We start from the raw sequence: 21,566 nt of genomic DNA on the forward strand, positions 1-21,566 counted from the left end.
CTTAATTAATAGGGTTCATTTCCTTTTTTTACAGATCACTACTACATTTCCTCATTTAAGGTAACTCTCATCTTTCTCTTCATTCTATATTTCTTTTCAATCAGAATATTTACTATATAATAAGGTATAATTCTAGTTCTCTAAAAGTAGGTGGAATTTTATGCAAATACTATTAAAACGGTTATCACAAAATAGAGAAAAACTTAGCCAGCTAGAAAAACAAGTATTGGATTATATTTTACAAAATACGGATTATATTACGAAGGTGAATCTTGATGAATTATCAAAAGAGCTTTATGTATCTACAGCAACAATTAGTAGAACATGCCAGCAATTAGGCTTTCGTGGTTTTCAAGATTTAAAATATACTCTTTCAATGGAAACAAATAAGATTCAAAGTCCAGTTTCTTCTACTTCCTATCTACTTAATACTCATATTGAGAGAATGAAAGAAGAAATGGAAAAAACATTGGAATATATTGATGAAGAAAAGATTAAGCTAGCTGCTAAATATCTAAACGAAAGTACACATGTTGAAATATTCGGAGTTGGTAATTCACTTCCCGCTTGTGTCGACGCTTCTAGAAAACTCATGTTTGCAGGTAAGTTATGTAATGCGCGAACTGATTGGGACGAGCTACGTAGTGCAGCAAATAGTTTAACAGAAAATGATTTGGCCATACTAGTTTCATATAGTGGGGAGACTCTACATATGTTAGAATTTGCCCATATTTTAAAGAATAGGCACGTTAAAACGATTGCCATAACTGGAAACCACTCGAATCGTTTACAAAAAGAAGTAAATTTATCTCTTCAAGCTTATATTACAAACACGTACTTTGGTGAGCTTGATATGACTTCAAGGTTTCCGTTAAGTATGGTATTAGATTTTATTATTATTGCTTATTTAAACGAAATGAAAATATGTTAGTACATTAAAGAGACAGAAGTAGTCTATTACTAGACCACCACTGACTCTTTTTATTTATGAATTTATTAATCTATTTAAAGTAAGCAATATACAAAAAATGTACACGCTTACATAAACGCCTCAAACGGTTGTTAAACGATTTTGCCGTGAGTATTCTTAAGACATAATAAAAAACGAAGGAGCTAAAAGCATGGCAAAGAAGAAGTCCGTTAAATCACAATTTTGGGAATTTTTTCAAGGGCTAGGTAAGACCTTTATGGTGCCCGTAGCATTACTAGCTTTTATGGGGCTTATATTAGGAATCGGAAGCTCATTTACTAGTCCAACAACAATCGAGACATTCCCATTTTTAGGAAATTCTGTACTCCAAGTATTTTTTAGCTTTATGTCCACTATTGGTGGATTTGCATTTTCATACTTACCCGTTTTATTTGCAATGGCAATTCCGTTTGGACTTGTACGATATGAAAAAGGTGTCGCTGCTTTCTCGGGATTTGTTGGTTACGTCATCATGCACTTATCAATTAATTTTTATTTAACAGAAACAAATCAATTAGTAGCGGCAGATAAAATGCGTCAAGCCGGTCAAGGTATGGTTATGGGCATTCAAACAATTGAAATGGGCGTATTAGGCGGAATCATCGCCGGTATAATTGTCTATTTATTACACAACCGCTTTTATAGTATTAAACTTCCAGATGCATTTGCATTTTTTGGTGGTGCTCGCTTTGTTCCAATCATAACGACACTTGCATTATCAGTAGTTGGGATCATTATTCCGATGATCTGGCCAGTTTTTGCAATTGCGATTACAGGAATCGGAAGTATAATTCAAAAATCTGGCGTTTTCGGACCATTTTTATTCGGTGCCGGTGAGCGTTTACTACTACCATTTGGTCTTCACCATATTTTAGTTGCAATGATTAGATTCACAGAAGCCGGTGGTACTGAAGTCGTTAACGGTCAAACGGTTTCAGGAGCTCTAAATATTTTCTATGCACAATTAAAAGCCGGTGCTCCGATCAGTCCATCAGCGACAGCTTTCTTATCTCAAGGAAAAATGCCAACATTCATGTTTGGTTTACCTGCAGTAGCACTTGCAATTTATCATACTGCCCGTCCAGAAAATCGCAATAAAATTAAAGGACTATTAATCTCTGGTGTTATTGCAACTTTTGTAACCGGTATCACTGAACCGATCGAATTCTTATTCTTGTTCATTTCTCCACCTCTATATTTCATCCACGTTATTTTAACGGGACTAGGTTTTATGGTAATGGCTTTATTACACTTAACAATTGGTAACACAGACGGTGGAATATTAGACTTCATTATCTTTGGTGTTTTACAAGGAGTTAAAACAAAATGGTATCTCGTACCTGTAGTAGGAGCAATATGGTTTGCCGTATACTATTCAGTTTTCAGATATGCAATTTTAAAATTTAATTTAAAAACTCCTGGTAGAGAAGAAGTAACTGAGGATCAACAAAGTGAGGAACCAGTGGTTAAAGGTACAAATACTCAAGCTTTAAAAATTCTTACTGCTTTAGGTGGGAAAGAGAATATTCAATCACTAGATAACTGCATTACAAGATTAAGACTTGTTGTAGATAATATGAATATTGTTAATGAAAAAGTTTTAAAAGATTGTGGCGCACTTGGTGTCGTGAAATTAGACGAACACAATTTACAAGTTGTTATTGGACCACAAGTTGGTATTCTTAAAACACAATTAGAAAAATTATCATCTTAAATAAATTGGGGTTGTACGAAATGAAATACAAATTTGATCAGATAGTTGATCGGACCGGTACTTATTGTACACAGTGGGACTATATTGAAGATCGATTTGGAGTGCCAGATCTACTACCATTCTCGATTTCAGATACTGACTTTCAAAGTCCCGATGATATAGTACATACGTTAGAAAAGCGAATGAAACACGGTATATTTGGCTATACGCGATGGAATCATGCTGAATTTAAAGAAGCAATTATAGATTGGTTTCGCAATCGATTCTCTTGTGAAATAAAAGAAGATTGGATTGTTTATAGTCCAAGTGTCATTTATTCGATTTCAAAACTAATCGAATACTTGACAAATGTTGGTGATCACGTCGTTATCCAAACTCCGGCTTATGATGCTTTCTTTAAAGTCATTCAAGATAACAATCGTTTCATTTCTGACAATCAATTAATCTACGAAAATGGCAAGTACCGAATCAACTTTGAAGATTTAGAACAAAAACTATCTCACGAGCGTGCCAAGGTCCTTCTACTATGTAGTCCGCATAATCCAACAGGACGTGTTTGGACAAAGCATGAACTCGAAATAATTGTTGGCTTATGTAATAAATATAATATATTTATTATTTCAGATGAAATTCATATGGATATTGTACATGATCCTTATTCCCATAGTCCGATTATAAACTCTAGCAGTGACTTGAGAAATGTGTGTATATGCACTTCCGCGAGTAAAACGTTTAACACTCCCGGACTAGGCGGATCATATATAATTTTACCTAATGAAACGATAAAACAATCTTTTCTTCTATCATTGAAAAATCGAGATGGCCTTTCATCCGCAAGTATTTTTGGGACGTTAGCGACAATTGAAGCCTACAAAACTTGTGAAGAGTGGGTTGATGAATTGACCGAATATATTCATGATAATTTAAAAACAGTAGAAGATTTTATTAACGAACATCTTCCGAATCTTAAATTTACAGTGCCAGAATCAACATACCTTGCATGGATTGATATTACAGGGCTGCCTTTTTCTAGCGAACAATTGCAACATGCACTTGTTCATCATGCGAAAGTAGCCATCATGCCTGGAGAGACATATGGTGAGGCTGGAAAAGGATTTATCCGCATGAATATCGGCTGTCCAAAGTCTAAGATTATTGAGGGATTAAATCGGCTAAAAAATGCAATAGATTACTTAGAAACTAAGAAATAGTTAATTTAATAAACCTCTAAAAGTAGAAGTTCAAAAAACTACTTTTAGAGGTTTATTCATTTGAAGAAAATAGTTAAAAATTGCTTATTCAAATTTGTAAACAAGTAGTTATTAATTAGTGAAGTAACATATATTCTATTAAATCGCTTTTTTTAGAATATAAATTGGGGAAGTGTTAGAATGAAGTCCACTAAAGCTGTTAAGTACTCATCGAACTGGTATGTCTTACTGTCATTTGCTGTACTTGCTGGTATTAGTCAAATGCTTTGGTTAAATTTTGCACCTCTAATTTCATATTTAAAATCACATTACGAAGTTTCTGAGTCAGATATTAATTGGTTATTAATTGTATTTCCATTAATCTATATTTTATTTTCAATTCACTCAGGTAAGGTAATTGATCGAGCTGGATATCGATTTAGTATTTTACTAGGTGGCATTTTCATGTCTGTTTTTTCTACTATTAGAATTTTCGATTCAAGCTTCTTATTTTTGCTAATTGGTCAAATAGGAATTGCGATTGGCCAGCCTTATATTTTAAATGCAATATCAAGTTTAGTAGTTGACTGGTTTCCTAAAAATAAACAAGCAACAGCCACTGGCATTGGCACAGTCGGTATGTTCATCGGTATGGCAGTAGCCTTAGCAGGGACACCGCTTCTTGTAGATCATTTTGGATTCCAACCAACATTAATCATCATGGCAATTTTAACAATTTTTGCAACACTCCTCTTCTTCTTCATCGGTCACCATAACTCAAAATTAAAACGAAATTCTAGTACTTCAGGAAGTTTTAGCACTACATTTAAATTATTGAAAAACAAGAATCTTTTACTATTAAACATCGTTTCTTTTTTAGGTTTAGGAGTCTTTAATGGATTAACATCCTGGCTTGAACAAATCTTAAAACCGTACGGAATTTCATCAGAACAAGCCGGAATTGTAGGTGGCACTTTAATAATAGGCGGTATTATTGGTTCAATTGTGATCCCGGTGTTTTCAGATAAAGTTGGTAAAAGAAAGCCCTTTTTATTAGTCACGATTATCGGTTCACTTCTATTAATCTATCCTGTTTGTACTTCAGGTAATTTTGCTTTTCTAATTGTAATAGGTAGCCTCCTTGGATTCATATTTTTACCAGCCTTTGCTTTGCTGCTGTCAGCTACGGAAGAGCTAGTTGGTGAAAAAGTTTCCGGTGAAGCAACAGGACTACTTTTGATGGCAGGGAATTTAGGTGCTGTAATTGTCATTGGGGTGATGCAGCTAATTAAAGGCGAGCAGTCAACGTGGATTCATTCAGTTTATTTCGTGCTAATTTTAATGCTGATTGGTTTTTTCCTTATGATTTTATTTAAGGAAAGTGCTTGTATTGTAGTGGATAACAAGAAAAATAATAACGAATATAAGTAAAAAAAGCATTGGAATTTATAAATTCCAATGCTTTTTTTAAAGTTATGATTTAAATTCAATTTTCTCCAAATATAAACCACCAGGATCCGCAAGATTACTCACTTGAGCACGATCCTTTAATTCAATTATTTTCGATATATTTTCAGCGTGTAATCTACCTGCTCCAACTTCCATTAGTGTCCCAACGATTTTCCTAACCATATTGTAAAGGAAACCATTTCCACTTATTCTTATTTGGATAAATCCGTCTTTCTCTTCGAAATCAATTGAATAAATTTCTCGTACCATTGATTTCTTCTTAGATTTTGCATTTGAGAATGCTGTAAAATCGTGTTCGCCTAAAAAGTACTCGGCTGCAGCCTTCATTTTTTTAAGATCTAGTTTCTCTTCTACATGCATACTGTATTTGCGCATAAATGGGTTCGTATATTCTTCATTCCAAATTTTATAGATGTACGTTTTAGCACTAGTATTATATCTTGAATGGAAACGGTCAGATTCAATTGAAACTTCCTTTATACTAATATCTTTAGGTAAATAACGATTTAAATAACTTTTAATTTCTATTTCAGGCATGTTCTCTTTTATTTTAAAATTAGCAACCTGTTCAAATGCATGTACACCTGCATCCGTTCGACTACTTCCAATAATTTCAATTTCTCTTCCTACCATTTCTGATATTACATTCTCGATTTTACCTTGAATTGTATTTTCACCATTACCAAGCCTTTGCCAGCCTTTATATCGGCCCCCATCATATTGAATGACTAATTTATAATTGTTCATCTCTTGCTCCTTATCTAACACTATGTATGTACTATTTTCCTCTTACGTTAAGATTTTAAAGTACTGATCTTTTTGTAATTCCTGCTCTTAACACTTTACCACTTTTTTATTACATATCCTATTTTTAGCCCATTCTAGATAAGTTCATAACTTTTTTCCTTTTTCACAAACTACTTTTAGTAGAAAGGCATTTTACATTATACTAATAGTAACAATTGTGATAGGAGTTTGACATGGTACTTGATGAGTTGGCATTAAAGATCATTAATGAAGTTAGAAAGTTAATACAAGAGGATATTATTATTATTAATACAGATGGCATCATTATAGCAAGTACAGACCCAGCACGAACTGGTACATTTCATGAAGGCTCATTAATTGCAATTAATGAAAGAAAAACGCTTACGATTACATCAGACGATGAAAATCGTTTAAATGGTGTAAAGGCCGGAATTAATCTTCCTATTTATTTTCAAAATGAAATAGTTGGAGTAATTGGAATCACAGGAAATCCCGAGCAAATTTCCCCTTTTGGAGAAATGCTTCGTAGGATGACAGAATTATTAATTAGAGAAAACTATTATACTGATCAAATTGATTTGCAACAAAGAACTTTAGAAGCATTTGTATTTGATTGGATTCAAGATATTGAGTGGGATGATTATTTTTATGAACGTTCTACTATGCTAACTATTGATTTAAATTATATTAGGCAGGTTATTATTTTTGAATGGGAAAATACCAATATGGTCCCAATCGATACAAGGCAACTAATAATTGATTTAGCAAATCGAAATAAAGATGACGTATTTGTTCGTTGGGGCAATAATCGAATTGTATTTTTGATGAAAATTGATGATTCGAATAAAGATATTCATCAACTACAAAGAATACATGATCTATATGAGATTATAAAAAGTCGATTAAACTCCCCCATTGCTGCGGGCGTTGGGCAACAAATCACTCCAAAACAATTACATAAATCATATCATCAAGCGGCTCGCGCATTAAAAGTAGCATTAAAAACAAGTTCAATTATTTTTGATGAAGATTTAACAATTGATTTAATTCTGCAGGAACTTTCGCAAGAGATTAAGAAAACATTTATAGAACGGACAATTGCGCCTATATTAAGTGAAGAGGATTTATTTATTACAATTAAAGAATATATAAATCAAAATCAATCCCTTAAAAATACCGCACAATCCTTACATATTCATATCAACACACTTCTATATCGCCTAGGTAAAATTACTGAATTAACGAAATTGAATCCGAAAGATATCCAAGATTTAGTTAAATTGTATATCGGAACATACCTACTAGATGATTCTACAAAAAAACACCGGTAAATGGTGTTTTTTCTGTATGTTCCTCTATAGTAAATTCATCTATTAACTCTTTATACTTGAATTAAGATAATGGGGGGAATATATTTATGATTACAAATGACATTGCACAAAGTTTTATAGCAATTGTTGGAAAAGAAAATTATGATGATTCAAAAGTAGAGAGACTCGTATATTCTTATGACGCTACACCGAATTTGCAAGCTCTTCCGGATGCAGTCATTAGTCCTCGTTCGACTAAAGAAGTATCCGAAATCGTGAAAATCTGTAACGAAAATCACATTCCGATTGTCCCTAGAGGCTCTGGAACGAATTTATGCGGTGGTACTTGTCCAAAAGATGGTGGTATCGTTATCTTATTTAAACACTTAAATAATATTCTTGAGATAGATGAAGAAAACTTAACTATTACAGTTCAGCCTGGTGTAGTCACTCTTGATATGATTAATACAATTGAAGAAAAAGGCTTATTTTATCCGCCAGATCCAAGCTCAATGAAAATTTCTACAATAGGTGGAAATATTAATGAAAATTCAGGTGGCTTACGTGGATTAAAATATGGTGTAACACGTGATTACGTCATTGCTCTTGAAATCGTATTAGCAAACGGAGACATTATTCGAACTGGTGGAAAGCTAGCAAAAGATGTTGCTGGATATGATTTTACTCGTTTATTTGTTGGTTCTGAAGGAACTTTAGGTATTATTACCGAGGCTACATTAAAGCTTATTCCAATGCCTGAAACGAAAAAAACAATGCTTGCATTATATGATAGCTTGGAAGATGCAGCCAAAACGGTTTCTAAAATTATCGCTAATAAAATTATCCCTACTTCCCTTGAATTTATGGATCAACCTACTCTAGAAGTAGTTGAAAATTTTGCACAGATTGGGCTACCGACCGATGTAAAAGCCGTTTTATTAATTGAGCAAGATGGTCCTAAGGAAGTTGTAGACAGAGATATCGAATTAATAAAATCAATATGTCAGCAAGAAAAATGTATTTCAGTTAGTGTAGCTAAGTCTGAAGAAGAAGCAGTAGCATTACGAACGGCTAGACGCTCTGCTCTTTCAGCTCTTGCACAATTAAGACCAACAACAATTTTAGAGGATGCAACTGTCCCTCGTTCTAAAATTGCTGAAATGGTTTCAGCAATTAATGTGATTGCTGAAAAACATAATGTAAAAATTTGTACATTCGGTCATGCAGGCGATGGAAATCTACATCCTACTTGTCCTACCGATGCTCGTGATCACGAAGAAATGGAACGAGTAGAAATGGCATTTGCAGAGATATTTGAAAAAGCAATTGAACTTGGTGGCACGATTACAGGTGAACACGGTGTTGGAATCGTAAAAGCACCTTACCTTGAGTTAAAGCTTGGTAAAGAAGGAATTAACGCAATGCTCGCTGTCAAATCAGCTTTAGATCCGAATCATATAATGAACCCAGGCAAAGTCTTTGCAAAAGACAGTCGTAAAAGAATGGTGGTGTCAAAATGACAACACTTCAAGAACAACAAGCGATCGGTCAACAATTTAAAGAACGTATGAACGAAGACGAGCTTTTAAACTGTATGCGATGCGGTTTTTGTTTACCTAGCTGTCCAACTTATATTGAATCTGGTCAAAAAGAATCACACTCACCACGTGGGCGCATCGCTTTAATGAAAGCAGTAACGGACGGATTAATTGAACCAGATGAAGATGTGGAACGTACACTTGAGCTATGTCTTGGATGTCGTGCATGTGAGCCTGTTTGCCCTTCTGGTGTGAAATACGGTCATTTACTAGAAGAAGCTAGAGATATTATTGCTCAACACAAAAAACATTCACTTCCTGCACGAGCTGTTCGTAAAGTTGTATTTAAAGAACTTTTTCCTCATCAAAAACGTATGAGACTTGCAGTTGGTCTATTAGGTTTATATCAACGAACAGGCCTTCAAGTCGTTGCAAGAAAAGCTGGAATTATGAAGCTAATCCCAAACAATTTATCTGCAATGGAAAAGGTTTTACCAAAGGTCCCGACTATGAAACAAATGAAGTCTCGCCCTGACTATTTGCCACCATTAAAAGAAAAAGTAAAGAAGGTTGCATTTTTCTCTGGATGCTTAATGGATACAATGTTCTTAGAAACAAACAATGCAACGATGAAGCTTTTACAATTGGCTGGTTGTGAAATTGTCATTCCAAAAGACCAGGCGTGCTGTGGTGCATTACATGGTCATAGTGGTGAAAAGTCGATTGCGAAAGATATGGCAAAGAAAAACATCGAAGCCTTCGAAAATCTCGGAGTAGATTATATTATTACAAATGCAGGTGGCTGTGGTGGTTTCCTAATTGACTATGACCACCTTCTTAAAGACGATCCAATTTGGAAAGATCGAGCTCTTTCGTTTAAAAATAAACTTAAAGATATATCAGAAATTTTAGTAGAGGTTGAGTTTCATAATAAAGTAAAATTAAGTTTACCAGAACAAATTATTACGTATCAGGATTCATGCCATTTAAGAAATGTTATGAAAACCGCTTCCGCTCCAAGAACATTATTGAAGTCAATACAAAATGTATACTATCACGAAATGAAAGATGCAGATCGTTGCTGCGGCTCAGCTGGTATTTATAATATCGTCGAATCCGAAATGTCGATGCAAATACTAGATTACAAGATGAAGCAAGCAACAAAAACACAAGCTACTACAATTGTAACAGCTAACCCTGGATGCTTATTACAAATGAAGCTAGGTGTAGATCGAGAGAATCAATCAGAACAAGTGGAAGTTGTACACATCGTTGATTTACTTTTAAAAGCTGCTGAATATAAAGCAAATTAATTCTAAAAAAACACAAGGAACCTAATCCTTGTGTTTTTTACTGCCCTACTATGCGTCATATAATTTACACAATAAAAAGGCCAAGGAATAAAATCCTTGGCTCTCATGGAAATATTAATGTTTTACAACAGTATATGTTGCAGCAGCACTAGTATTTCCTGCTTTATCTTTTGCAGTTACAGAAATGACTGTTCCTTTTTTCTGTGCTTTGATACTAACTGAATAAACTCCACTAGTGTTAGTTGTTGCAGATCCTAATACCGTAGAACCTTTCTTAACCGTCACAATTGAACCTTTTTCAGCTTTTCCAGTTACTTTTAAATCATTGTCGTCTACTTTATTAATTGTTGGTTTTCCTGGAGGAATTACATCAACGACAGTTACAGTAGTTGCCACACTTGTATTTCCTGCAGCATCTTTAGCTGTTACTGTTAATTTAGTGCCAGCTACTTGAACAGCGATTTTCGCTGTATATGTTCCAGAAGTTGTAGCCTTTACAGTCACTAGTGTTGTTGTCCCTCTTTTAATCGCAACAGTAGAACCAGCTTCCGCTTTACCTGTTACAACTACATCGTTATTATCAACTCTGTTAACAATTGGCTTTGCAGGCGCAATAACATCAACAACTTTTGTTGTCCCAGCAACACTCGTATTCCCAGCTGCATCTTTAGCATAAACACTTAAAGTTACTCCAGCTTTTTGAACAGGAATCTTAACCGAATAAGTTCCAGTTGATGTTGCTTTTGTAGGAGTTCCTAATACCGTACTACCGTTTTTAACTGTTACAGTAGAATTGGCTTCAGCCTTTCCAGTAACCACTAGATCATTATTATCAACTTTATTTACTGAAGGTTTACTTGGTGCAACATTGTCCTCAAATCCAGTCGCGATCACATATTGGTCATCTTCTGTATTATTGTCAATGTCTTGTTCTTGATCATTATCGTAAACTTCTACATAATATGTACCAGCTTTTGCCTGATATACTTGGTATTCAATCCCGTCTTCTTCCCAATTATCTAAATATTGTAATCTATTACTTTCAACATAACCCTTTTCCCAAGCTAAAAATGATAGATCAATATTAGTAGAATCAGTATAACCAGCTACATATAATAGTCCATCATTTGGTACGACTACTTTATGTAAATCATAATCATAATACTCATCTGTTGAAAGTAACTGGCCAATTAACGGTTTTTTGAAGGAAGTATTATCTGCAGTTGCAAACTCTTCATTTGGCTCTGTCTCAAAAATAAAATCATCGTCTGAACTTGTGGAATTACTAAGAATACCCATTTTATTAATGTTTTTTACTGAAAAAGACCGTGAGTATTTAATTTCGTTTCCAAGATGTTCAATCATATTCTTTGATAGATTGTACCCGTTTCCTTCTGCATGAGCAGTTGTGAAAGATAATGGTGAAGCTAATAAACCTAAAGTTGCTAAAGATAAAATACCCTTTTTCATCATAATGTTCTTCCCCTCTTTTTCCGTTCGTTATAGTGAATCCTTTATTAGTATCCTTCAATAATTAGCTATGTGCAATAAAAATTTTGCACTATACTATTAAAACTTTATGACCACTAAACAGTTCCCTGGCCAAAGTGATTGGACAACACCAATCACAATAGCATTTTCGTTATTTCTGCCTTCCCAAGCAGCTTTCTAATCCTCCTTTGTATTTTTGATGTTAACCATATTCTACCAACTTACCCTTTCATTTTTTTGAGCACCTAACTGCCCATCATAATAACTCTCTTTAAAATAAAAAGCACAAGAAATATTGATTTCCTTGTGCTTTTTATTAAATTGCCTATTCTCTGTTTTATCCGTAAACCTACATTATTTACTTTTTTAAAGAAGAAATAGCCGTTCTTGTTTGATCGATATACTGAATTGTTTGATCGTACTCTTGTGTTGCGACAGCCATAAATAAAATATCGATGACATGTAGTTGAGCCATCCTTGATGAGGTTGCTCCACTTCGAAATGTTGCTTCACGATGTGGAGAATTGAATAATTTAATGTCCGCTAAGTTTGATACAGAGTTCGAACCAAAGCCCGTGATACTAATAGTGTTAACACCGTTTTCCTTGGCAATTTGAACAGCTTTTTGAACCTCTAGTGTTTCTCCAGAAAATGAAATTCCTACTAAGACATCATTCTCCTCATGGTTCGCTATTTGAACAGCTAACAAATGCAAATCAGTAAATGCAGATGTATATTTTTTTATACGCAAGAACTTTTGTTGTGCATCTAAGGCAACTACCATTGAGCCACCTACTCCAAAGAAATATATATTTCTAGCTTTTGTTAAAGCTTGTACTGCTTCCTCTAAATCACTCACATTAATAATATCGCTAGTATCTTTAATTGCCTGAATATTGTTGTTCGTCATCTTTTTAATGATGGAAGCAGTTGATTCTCCTAAATTGATATCTCTTGACCCTACCTCTGTTGTCGTGATGATATCACCTGCAATTCGTAGCTTAAGTTCTTGAAAGCCTTTAAGGCCTAATGAGCGACATAATCTAATAATTGCAGAGTTACTTGTTTGACTTTTTTCTGCAAGTTCAAAAACTGTATATTGAATTGATTTTTCCGGGTTTTCAATTATATATTTAGCCGCCCTTCTCTCAGAAGGTGGAAGTTTATATAGCATTTCCTTTAACATGATTAAACCGCCATTTAGTGCATTCATTTAATCTACTCAACTCTCTCTTTATTAGTATAAAATGATGAATGATAAAAATCTTCAACCGGCATTTTTTTCTCTTTTAATCGTTTTCGCAATATGATTACAACCAAATTATAAAGTATAAAATAGAAAAGCAAAATCATATTTTAATATGAAATAGAAAGGCGACATCTAGTATCAAATGACTAGTTGTCGCCCTTTAATTAATTTTTTACTACTTTGGTAATAAAACCACTAGCTTTATTCAAACTGATTATTGCTTCATCATAATTCATTCCCGTTAATATCATAACAATTGCTATTTTCGTTTGATTATTTGCTTTTTGTAAGTAATTACTCGCCGTTTCATATTCACAGCCAGTCGCTTCAACAATTATCCTTTTCGCTCGATCAACTAGTTTACTATTCGTTAATTGAAGGTCTACCATGAGATTTTTATATACTTTTCCAATTCCAATCATTGAAGCCGTCGAAATCATATTACAAATTAACTTTTGAGATGTTCCAGCTTTTAATCTGGTAGAGCCTGTTAACACTTCTGGACCATTATCGACTTCAATTTTTTGGAAGGCAACCTCTCCAATTTTTGAACCTTTATTACATGCTACCGCTACAGTTTTTGCTCCAATCTCGTTTGCATACTTTAAAGCACCTATTACATACGGCGTTCGACCCGATGCTGCAATACCGATTACGATATCATTTTTTGTAAGGGAGATTCGTAATAAATCCTCCTTACCTAGCTCTTCACTATCTTCGGCACCTTCAACAGCTTTAATAAAAGCTCTTTCTCCGCCTGCGATTAATCCAATGACTTCACTAGGATTAGTTCCAAATGTAGGTGGGCATTCAACCGCATCTAGCAGACCAATTCTTCCGCTTGTACCAGCCCCTGCATAAATTAAACGTCCTCCGTTTTGAAATGCTTCAACAACTAGTTGAACTACCTTTGATATCATCGGAATTTGTTCTCTAACTGCAAGAGCCACCTTTTGGTCCTCTTCATTCATTATATTTAAAAACTCATCGACGCTTAGTTGATCTAAGTTACTCGTACGCTTGTTTCTAATTTCGGTTGTTAAGTTCTCTAACATAATTTCACCTCGATCATTAGGCAGGAATTTTACTCTTTTGTACTACCTGCACTTCCTGTTTTTACCGCACTTAACTATTCCTTACGTGAATTTACTTCTTTCATAGCTAATAGATATCCTCCGAAGGTCGAAGAGATTTCGTCCGTATAAAATGTTACTGTTGGATAGTGCTCATGAATTGTTTGAATAAACGCTTTCTGAACGACTGGTATTCGACTTAGAATACTTCCTTTTGTTGCAACACGTGGCTCTTCTTGAAGATTTAACTTTTTTATGGCTTGGATCGTCGTTTTTCCAAGAAGTTGGCCAGCTCTTTCTAGAACTGATAAGGCCATTAAATCACCCATATTGGCCATTTCAACTATAAATGGAACATGTGAAGCAATCTCGGCTTTTGTATTGTGATAAATGTATTTTTTAAGTTCTTCAGCTTCCTTTAACTGCAATTTTTCTAGCATTTTCAAAGATAAATAACTTAATGGAATACCTTCATCAAATTCCTGTGTAATCTTTTTAAAGATTTCCATGCAAATCCAATATCCGCTTCCTTCATCCCCTAGAAGATGACCCCATCCACCTGCCGTAACAGTCCGTTCTTTATGCATTCCGATACAAATTGAACCCGTACCAGCGATTGTTAAAACACCACTTTGTCCATTTAGTAATGATGCATGTGCAATTTGTGCATCATTAACAATTTTAAAAGGGATACGAAAAGCATCATTTAGTGCCTTTTCTAAAGGACCTCGATCTTTCACTCCACCAATTCCAGCAATTCCTAAAAATAAGAACAGGCAATTCTCTTTTGATAAAGGGCTCAAGCAATTTTCAATTGCTTCTATAATATGATTAATTCCATCTTTTTCATTGATTAGTAAATTACTAAAACCAGAATATCCTTGACTAATAATTTCACCATCTAAATTATAAGCGATCGCCTCTGACTTAGTTCCTCCACCATCAAGACCTATAACATATTTCACTAAAACTGCCCCCTACCATCTTTCATCTATTCTATTACGATATGAATCGTATTATTTCTCGGCTAATTTTTTATGTAAACGAATGATATGCTCTATTAGCTTTTGTTCACTCATTGCAGTCATTAAATGATCTTGAGCATGGATCATTAATAGAGACTTTTCACATGGCTGACCATTTAATTCAGCTTGTATTAAAGTCGTTTGAGTTTTATGTGCATGACCAATTTCTTGGTGTGATTCTTCAATTAAGCGATCTGCTGTTTCAAAATCATTTTTTTCTGCAGCCTCTAATGCCTCGTAAGCTAGTGATCTTGCATTCCCACCATGTGATATAATTTCAAAAATTTCTTGCTCGTTAGTCATCATCATATTCATACTCCTTAAGTTTTGTTTTTCTATTTATCCTTATTGAATTACCAATTCTTCTTTATAAAATAATGGTAAGTATTCTTTATGAGCGTCTAAAAGTGCATCTAGTACATCCTTTGCAACTTCATCGCTTGGAACTAATGGATTAATTGTTAGTGCCAATAATGCCTTCTCATAAGATCCAGTAACAGCCGCCTCAGCTCCAACTCGTTCAAATGATTTAATCTGCTGAACTAATCCATTTATTTGAGGTGGTAATTCACCTACTGATATCGGAATTGGTCCTTGCTTTGTAACGATACAATTTACTTCTACAGCTGATTCATTCGGAATCCCTTGTATTGAACCATTATTTTGAACGTTTAATACTTGGATATCTTTTTTATCGTTATATATAGATGTAATTAAACTACAAGCGGCATCACTGTAATAAGCTCCACCTCGTTTTTCAAGTTGAGGTGGTTTAATAGCTAAATTCTCGTCTTTATATAATTCAAATAACTCATCTTCCAACTTCTTAACGACCTCTGCACGAGTAGTGCCCGTTTTAAAAGATTCTAATTCTTCATCTAATATATGTTTCGTTTTGTAATAGTAACGATGGTATGGACAAGGAAGTACACCTAATGACATAATAAATTCTTTTTGCCATGGTAATGGTGCGATATTTTTCATAGTCATTTGTATTTCAGGATTCGCTAATAACTCTAATACATGTTCAGTCACTTCTTTTCCATCTACATAAACATGAAGTCCATATACCATATGGTTTAATCCAGCGAAATCAATATGTACACGACTTAGATCTACTTCTAACAATTTAGCAATCGTCATTGTCATATTAATTGGTACATTACAAACTCCAATCACCTTTTTATGTTTACTATATCGAAGTAATGCTTCTGTAACCATTCCAGCAGGATTTGTGAAGTTAATCAGCCATGCATCGGGGCATAGTTGCTGCATTTCTTCAGCAATTTCAAGTAATACGGGTATTGTTCTTAGACCTTTAAATAGCCCACCTGCACCGTTCGTTTCCTGACCAATCATCCCAAATTGCAAAGGGATACGTTCATCTTTAATTCGCGCCTCTAGTAATCCTACTCGCATTTGAGTCGTTACAAAATCAGCATCCTTTAGCGCTAACTTTCGGTCTAACGTTAAATGAATATCCATTGGTACTCCCGCTTCTTTAACCATTCGTTTAGCTAAGTTCCCAACGATTTCTAACTTTTCTTTGCCTGCTTCTATATCTACCAACCATAACTCACTCACTGGTAGCTCTTTATATCTTTTAATAAAGCCTTCTACTAATTCAGGCGTATAACTAGATCCGCCGCCTATTGTTACGATTTTAATTCCTTCTTTACTCATGATTGTCTCACCTCATAATAGTTTAAGTACCAAAAATAGTAGTGCATTTTTATAGTGGGAATAACAGAAAATAACTCATTAATGTGCAAACAGCGGTAGAAATTAAAATAAACTTTAGTGCTTGTCTTCTATTCTTGTATTTCCCTTCTAGCTTTAAGACGACAAAAGGTAAACCTATACTACAAGCAATACTATTCGCAATAAATAATGATGTTTGGTAGGCTAAGCCTATTTGTTGAATCAGAGGACAAAGTAATAAATTGATGATTATTACGAAGGAGAAAAAGATAATTGCGCTCTTATAATTAAACTTTATAAACCAACTAGATTCTTTCAATCTGATCACCCTTTAAATAAGTAATAAAGAAAGGTCGAACTGTTCTATAAAACAGTCCAACCTTTTCACTTTTATAAAGTAAGACTATTTTTTTCTGTTACAGTCGTTACATTTTCTTCTTGTGCAAGTTTATTGTCATAAACCTTAAAGAATGGTAAATACACAAAGAATGAAATTGCGATGTTAATAAACACCAGTACAATTGCTCTCCAGTCTCCACCAGTAGATAAATAAGCTCCAATTGGTGCAGGTAAAGTCCAAGGAACCATGATATAAGTAGGTCTTACAAAACCTGCAACTGTAGCAAAATATGATAATGTTGCTGTAATAAATGGTGTTAATACAAATGGAATAATTAAAATTGGATTTAATACGATTGGTGCACCGAAAATTACTGGTTCATTAATATTAAAGATACCAGGAATAATTGCTGATCTACCAACAGCTTTTGTATATTGTGACTTTGAGAAAAATAACATTGCTAATACTAGTCCAATTGTTGCTCCAGAGCCGCCAATCCAAATAAACCATTGAAAGAAAGTTTCAGGTGCTACGTGAGGAATAGTTTGTCCAGCTGCAACAGCTTCAGCATTTTTTGCTAAATATACTTCCCAAAGTGGTCTTGCCACTGTACCAACAATTGAGTCACCATGAATACCAAAAATCCAGAAAAATGTAATAAAGAATACCGGTACTAATACACCTCCGAGACTGTCTCCAGCACTAACTAAAGGAGAAATTGCTTTATCAACTAAACTATGTAAATCAATTTTAAACACAACAGTTACTAAAGTTAATACGAATACAACAAAAGCAACAGGAATTAATGATTCAAATGAACGTGCCACTGATGGTGGAACCGAATCTGGCATTCTAATTGTAATTTTCTTCTCTTTAAAGAATCTTAAAGATTCTACAGAAAAAATAGATGTACACATTGCTACGAATAATCCATGGCCACCCATATTGCCCATCGGTAATACCATTCCAACTTTATCAACTAGTTGAGGTGTTAAAGTTAAAAGGAATGCAGCAGCCGATAATTGAGCACCTGATAAAGGATCCATCTTGTAGTTTTTCGACAAGTTATATCCAATACCATAGGCTATATAGAGCGACATAATATACATAGTTAAACGATATGGAATTAAAATTTCAAAAACATGTTTTTTTGCCCAAAGTGAGATTGCCCACTTTTCTGGTAATGGAGGAAAAGCAATTATTAAGAATAGAGAACCAATAATAATAAAAGGTAGTGCAGAAATAACTCCATCACGAATTGAACGTAAATGTTTTTGTTCAGAAATCTTTGCCATTGGGCCAGAAAGCCTGTTTTCCATAAAATTAATAAAACTGTTCATAATTCTCCCCCTTTTTCATTTTAGATAACTATTAAAATTATTTTTTTGCAATCTCTTGTACTATTGTTAATAGTTTTGGTCCACCAAGTGGTGTATAAGCCATAGGAGGTATTACTTCACATGGAACATTTGCTACATCTGCTTCAGCTTTAAAGCTATCAAAACGATGACGAACTTGCGGTGCAACCATCGCTACGTCCCAACCGTTTTTAACTTCTTCACCAAACTCTTGAGTTCCCACTGCTTGTACTTCCATTTGGATACCGTTTTTTTCCGCTTCTTTTCTTAATGCATTCACAACAATCGCACTTGACATACCGCCTGCACATACAAATAATACCTTCATACTCTTATCCTCCTAATTTAAATTCGATAATATAAAAGATTCAAAAAACTGAAAACGTTTTCTATGAAGCTATTATATTCCCAATAAAATTAAATTTCAATTATTTGTTCGAAAAAATGAAATAAAATTTTAAAAAGATGTAAAAAAAAATTTCACATCTTTTTAAATAATCATCATTTAGTTTTCCTTAAACTGAAATTTACTCCAAGGATGTAAGAAATTTAGTAGGAAGATTTCTTCCTCTGCAATCCGTCCAACTACATTCGTTTTCCCTGAATTCTCCATATCCTGCAGTGCTATTTGCAATTCACCTTTATACTGTCCATACAATTCATTTTCTATTAAAATATCTCCTCTACGAATATGTGGAGTATAAGTAGGTTCAAACTCTTCATCTCTATATTTAACGCGAGACTGAGTTGAACGTATTAAGTAATCCGATACATCCCCGCGGTAAAAATGAAACTCTTCTAAAACAATCTTTTTCTCTAAATCTGTAATTGAATCATGTAAATCAATATTTAGAGTAAATAAGTCTTTTCCGTTCTGATTTAGCTCTGCAAGTTGTTTGAACTCTTCTTCAGATGCATATGCATTTGCGATAATGACATCATCAATTAAGTCCGAATAAAATAAATGTTTCGCTTGGGTTACGACTGATAAATTACGGTGCATCTCTAAAGTACAAAGACCTTCTGATACAGGCCATGGTCCGTATGTTGCAGCTTGTGAATTAATAAATGCTGCTGTACGAATACCATGCTTTTTAAATTCTTCACTACATTTTACAAAATGTGAATAGCTCAAACCTGCATAACGATGAGGATAAAAATTATGAGATCCGATTAAATTAGATTGATTTGGCTTATAGGCTAATATATTTTCTAGATATTTCGTAGCATTACTCATGTTAATTTCAATTTTTAAACCATATGGATTATAAGTCATAATGGACTCTTCATTCCCAGTAAATCCCATATCAAGTCTAATCCCATAAGCTCCTAAGTCAGCAAAAAATGATAAATCATTATATGAAATATTTAATGTGCCAAATACTCGAGGAGCAATATCAACAATTACTTCCATCTCTAAACTATTTGCATAATCAATTATTTCTTTAAACTCTTTTAATATCTGTTGCTTGTCACCATTAACCGATAATAAACAAGTAAAGATTCGTTTAAAACCATATTGATGAGCTAATTTAATATAAGCCTTATCTTTTTCAACAGTTGAATGCTCTGGATAAATTGAAATTCCTAATTTTTTCACGATTAATCCTCCTAGTATGGTATTGGTGTAATATTTCCTAAAACAACTAAACGATTTGCCTTTGTTGCTCCAGGTACATTACTTGGTAAACCGTTTAAAGTTTCATTTGCTAAAATCGCAAAGGCAATTGCTTCTTTTGCGTCCGAAGAAAAACCAATATCTTCTTGAACTAATACTTTTGAATCCACACCTAATAATTCTTGAAGCATGCGTAGTAGCGTCTTATTATGGCTACCTCCGCCACCTACAATTACTTCATCGATTGGATGGTCTGGTAAAATAAACTTTTTATAATTTTCAGCGATCGATTTTGCAGTAAACATCGTCATTGTAGTTACTAAATCAACCGGTGAAATATCACAAAACTCTTCCAAAATTTCATCAACAAACTGTGTACCAAATAACTCTCTTCCTGTTGTTTTAGGTATAGGTGCTAAAATATAAGAAATACTCATGCATCTTTCTAGTAATCTCTCATTTACATTACCTTCCGCAGCCAAATCTCCATTAACATCATATGGACTATTAAAATAACGCTTACAAATTTCATCAATAATCATATTACCTGGACCTGTATCAAAGGCTACCAAATCATCGATTGTAGAATTCCTTGGAATGATCGTAACATTACCGATCCCACCAATGTTTTGTAGTAAACGAGTTTTAGTCTTACTTTTATAAAGTAATAACTCTGAATGTGGAACTAAAGGCGCCCCATACCCGCCAGCTGCCATATCCATCACTCGAAAATTAGAAACAACTTTCGTGTTTGTTTCATATGCAATAACCGCTGGCTCCCCTAACTGCAATGTAGATTGAATGAAATTCCCAAGAGCTTCAGGCTGGTGATAAATCGTTTGACCATGCGACCCAATAAACTCAAGTTGATCTAATGAAAATTCGTTTTTACTACAAATTTCCTTTACTGCATCTGCAAAAGCATAGCCAAGCTTAAAGTTTAAACTACATAAATGCTGAGCGTTTGAAGAAACAAGTGTAATCGCATCTTGAATTTCTTTTAATAAACCTTCCTCAAGAGGAACTGTCATAAAATCAATCAATCTTACTTCTGTATCAGTTCCACATCCAGTGATTTCTACTAAAGCTGCATCGATTCCATCTAAAGATGTACCTGACATTAATCCAACTGCATATCCCAATTCATTCACTCCTTCATATTTTTATTACTAATACCTTAAAACAGAATTTCAATTTTGTAAAAGAAAACAATGAAAGTTTATTTAGAATTTTTCAAAAAGCAATCTTTGATGTTTTTAAGAAATCTGTGAATAGAAAGGGATTTTTATAGACTTATTTAAACACCACACATCCCCCCATGATTCATTTCTTATCTAGAATAATAAATTGCTCCAATATGAATTATTACTCATTTAATCCTCTCCCGTAAAAATTATACTTAATTAAAAATCCATACAATATAATTTCTAAAAACCCA

The 21,566-nt window shown here is 34.0% G+C and carries 18 protein-coding genes; 7 read left to right on the forward strand and 11 right to left on the reverse strand.

All coding sequences use genetic code 11. From position 1 onward, the window contains the following. The first annotated feature begins 160 nt into the window (after nucleotides 1-160). The 4 genes from AB1282_RS02575 to AB1282_RS02590 all read left to right on the forward strand — a co-directional run bounded on the left by AB1282_RS02575 (nucleotide 161) and on the right by AB1282_RS02590 (nucleotide 5,305). Nucleotides 161-931 carry a MurR/RpiR family transcriptional regulator gene (locus AB1282_RS02575; protein ID WP_390310872.1) on the forward strand — a complete coding sequence of 257 codons (771 nt, stop codon included), beginning with the start codon at nucleotides 161-163 and terminating at the stop codon, nucleotides 929-931. 190 nt (nucleotides 932-1,121) lie between these two features. Continuing rightward, entirely contained in the window at nucleotides 1,122-2,684 is a 1,563-nt protein-coding gene (gene malX / locus AB1282_RS02580) for a maltose/glucose-specific PTS transporter subunit IIBC (RefSeq protein WP_429898359.1), read from the forward strand. A gap of 20 nt (nucleotides 2,685-2,704) precedes the next feature. Continuing rightward, a complete protein-coding gene (locus AB1282_RS02585; protein ID WP_429898360.1) occupies nucleotides 2,705-3,895 on the forward strand; it encodes a MalY/PatB family protein in 1,191 nt (396 codons plus the stop codon). 180 nt (nucleotides 3,896-4,075) lie between these two features. After that, on the forward strand, nucleotides 4,076-5,305 hold the full coding sequence (locus tag AB1282_RS02590; RefSeq protein WP_429898361.1) for an MFS transporter: 1,230 nt from the start codon (nucleotides 4,076-4,078) through the stop codon (nucleotides 5,303-5,305). Between the two features lie 42 nt (nucleotides 5,306-5,347). On the opposite strand, the gene truA is transcribed toward AB1282_RS02590, so the two are convergent. Further along, nucleotides 5,348-6,091 (reverse strand): tRNA pseudouridine(38-40) synthase TruA, encoded by a 744-nt coding sequence (truA, locus tag AB1282_RS02595; protein ID WP_429898362.1) that lies wholly within the window; start codon nucleotides 6,089-6,091, stop codon nucleotides 5,348-5,350. Nucleotides 6,092-6,324: 233 nt separating this feature from the next. On the opposite strand from truA, the gene AB1282_RS02600 reads away from it, so the two are divergent. The 3 genes from AB1282_RS02600 (at nucleotide 6,325) to AB1282_RS02610 (ending at nucleotide 10,273) form a co-directional block, all read left to right on the forward strand. Beyond that, entirely contained in the window at nucleotides 6,325-7,443 is a 1,119-nt protein-coding gene (locus tag AB1282_RS02600; protein WP_056468210.1) for a CdaR family transcriptional regulator, read from the forward strand. Nucleotides 7,444-7,529: 86 nt separating this feature from the next. Next, nucleotides 7,530-8,942 carry a glycolate oxidase subunit GlcD gene (glcD, locus tag AB1282_RS02605; RefSeq protein WP_429898363.1) on the forward strand — a complete coding sequence of 471 codons (1,413 nt, stop codon included), beginning with the start codon at nucleotides 7,530-7,532 and terminating at the stop codon, nucleotides 8,940-8,942. Next, the gene (locus AB1282_RS02610; RefSeq protein WP_429898364.1) at nucleotides 8,939-10,273 is read left to right on the forward strand and encodes a (Fe-S)-binding protein; all 1,335 of its coding nucleotides are present in this window, start codon (nucleotides 8,939-8,941) and stop codon (nucleotides 10,271-10,273) included. Before glcD ends, AB1282_RS02610 begins: the two co-directional genes overlap by 4 nt. A 114-nt stretch (nucleotides 10,274-10,387) precedes the next feature. On the opposite strand, the gene AB1282_RS02615 is transcribed toward AB1282_RS02610, so the two are convergent. The 10 genes from AB1282_RS02615 to anmK form a co-directional block, all read right to left on the reverse strand. Further along, on the reverse strand, nucleotides 10,388-11,746 hold the full coding sequence (locus AB1282_RS02615; RefSeq protein ID WP_429898365.1) for an Ig-like domain-containing protein: 1,359 nt from the start codon (nucleotides 11,744-11,746) through the stop codon (nucleotides 10,388-10,390). 376 nt (nucleotides 11,747-12,122) lie between these two features. Then, nucleotides 12,123-12,977, reverse strand: a complete 855-nt coding sequence (locus AB1282_RS02620) for a MurR/RpiR family transcriptional regulator (protein WP_056468199.1) — start codon at nucleotides 12,975-12,977, stop codon at nucleotides 12,123-12,125. Nucleotides 12,978-13,177: 200 nt separating this feature from the next. Then, a complete protein-coding gene (gene murQ / locus AB1282_RS02625) occupies nucleotides 13,178-14,068 on the reverse strand; it encodes an N-acetylmuramic acid 6-phosphate etherase (RefSeq protein ID WP_429898366.1) in 891 nt (296 codons plus the stop codon). Nucleotides 14,069-14,142: 74 nt separating this feature from the next. Continuing rightward, on the reverse strand, nucleotides 14,143-15,051 hold the full coding sequence (locus AB1282_RS02630; RefSeq protein ID WP_429898367.1) for an N-acetylglucosamine kinase: 909 nt from the start codon (nucleotides 15,049-15,051) through the stop codon (nucleotides 14,143-14,145). A gap of 51 nt (nucleotides 15,052-15,102) precedes the next feature. After that, a complete protein-coding gene (locus tag AB1282_RS02635) occupies nucleotides 15,103-15,420 on the reverse strand; it encodes a PTS lactose/cellobiose transporter subunit IIA (RefSeq protein WP_056468190.1) in 318 nt (105 codons plus the stop codon). Between the two features lie 36 nt (nucleotides 15,421-15,456). Then, entirely contained in the window at nucleotides 15,457-16,794 is a 1,338-nt protein-coding gene (locus tag AB1282_RS02640) for a 6-phospho-beta-glucosidase (RefSeq protein WP_429898368.1), read from the reverse strand. A gap of 408 nt (nucleotides 16,795-17,202) precedes the next feature. Then, nucleotides 17,203-18,492 (reverse strand): PTS sugar transporter subunit IIC, encoded by a 1,290-nt coding sequence (locus AB1282_RS02645; protein ID WP_056468184.1) that lies wholly within the window; start codon nucleotides 18,490-18,492, stop codon nucleotides 17,203-17,205. 37 nt (nucleotides 18,493-18,529) lie between these two features. Next, nucleotides 18,530-18,838, reverse strand: coding sequence for a PTS sugar transporter subunit IIB (locus AB1282_RS02650; RefSeq protein ID WP_056468181.1), 309 nt, complete (start codon nucleotides 18,836-18,838; stop codon nucleotides 18,530-18,532). A 177-nt stretch (nucleotides 18,839-19,015) separates the two neighbouring features. Continuing rightward, nucleotides 19,016-20,110, reverse strand: a complete 1,095-nt coding sequence (locus tag AB1282_RS02655; RefSeq protein WP_429898369.1) for a DUF871 domain-containing protein — start codon at nucleotides 20,108-20,110, stop codon at nucleotides 19,016-19,018. An 11-nt stretch (nucleotides 20,111-20,121) separates the two neighbouring features. Further along, nucleotides 20,122-21,270, reverse strand: coding sequence for an anhydro-N-acetylmuramic acid kinase AnmK (gene anmK / locus AB1282_RS02660; RefSeq protein WP_429898370.1), 1,149 nt, complete (start codon nucleotides 21,268-21,270; stop codon nucleotides 20,122-20,124). Between the last annotated feature and the right edge of the window lie 296 nt (nucleotides 21,271-21,566).

Source organism: Gottfriedia sp. S16(2024), from assembly GCF_050473765.1.
Lineage (GTDB): Bacteria > Bacillota > Bacilli > Bacillales > Bacillaceae_G > Gottfriedia.

Bases quoted from the DNA above. Each gene is read 5' to 3' on its own strand.
- AB1282_RS02585 (WP_429898360.1), top strand. From the start codon at position 2,705: ATGAAATACAAATTTGATCAGATAGTTGATCGGACCGGTACTTATTGT.
- AB1282_RS02575 (WP_390310872.1), top strand. From the start codon at position 161: ATGCAAATACTATTAAAACGGTTATCACAAAATAGAGAAAAACTTAGC.
- AB1282_RS02610 (WP_429898364.1), top strand. From the start codon at position 8,939: ATGACAACACTTCAAGAACAACAAGCGATCGGTCAACAATTTAAAGAA.
- AB1282_RS02650 (WP_056468181.1), bottom strand. From the start codon at position 18,838: ATGAAGGTATTATTTGTATGTGCAGGCGGTATGTCAAGTGCGATTGTT.
- murQ (WP_429898366.1), bottom strand. From the start codon at position 14,068: ATGTTAGAGAACTTAACAACCGAAATTAGAAACAAGCGTACGAGTAAC.
- AB1282_RS02635 (WP_056468190.1), bottom strand. From the start codon at position 15,420: ATGATGATGACTAACGAGCAAGAAATTTTTGAAATTATATCACATGGT.
- AB1282_RS02620 (WP_056468199.1), bottom strand. From the start codon at position 12,977: ATGAATGCACTAAATGGCGGTTTAATCATGTTAAAGGAAATGCTATAT.
- AB1282_RS02590 (WP_429898361.1), top strand. From the start codon at position 4,076: ATGAAGTCCACTAAAGCTGTTAAGTACTCATCGAACTGGTATGTCTTA.
- AB1282_RS02640 (WP_429898368.1), bottom strand. From the start codon at position 16,794: ATGAGTAAAGAAGGAATTAAAATCGTAACAATAGGCGGCGGATCTAGT.
- malX (WP_429898359.1), top strand. From the start codon at position 1,122: ATGGCAAAGAAGAAGTCCGTTAAATCACAATTTTGGGAATTTTTTCAA.
- glcD (WP_429898363.1), top strand. From the start codon at position 7,530: ATGATTACAAATGACATTGCACAAAGTTTTATAGCAATTGTTGGAAAA.
- AB1282_RS02645 (WP_056468184.1), bottom strand. From the start codon at position 18,492: ATGAACAGTTTTATTAATTTTATGGAAAACAGGCTTTCTGGCCCAATG.
- AB1282_RS02600 (WP_056468210.1), top strand. From the start codon at position 6,325: ATGGTACTTGATGAGTTGGCATTAAAGATCATTAATGAAGTTAGAAAG.
- AB1282_RS02615 (WP_429898365.1), bottom strand. From the start codon at position 11,746: ATGATGAAAAAGGGTATTTTATCTTTAGCAACTTTAGGTTTATTAGCT.
- truA (WP_429898362.1), bottom strand. From the start codon at position 6,091: ATGAACAATTATAAATTAGTCATTCAATATGATGGGGGCCGATATAAA.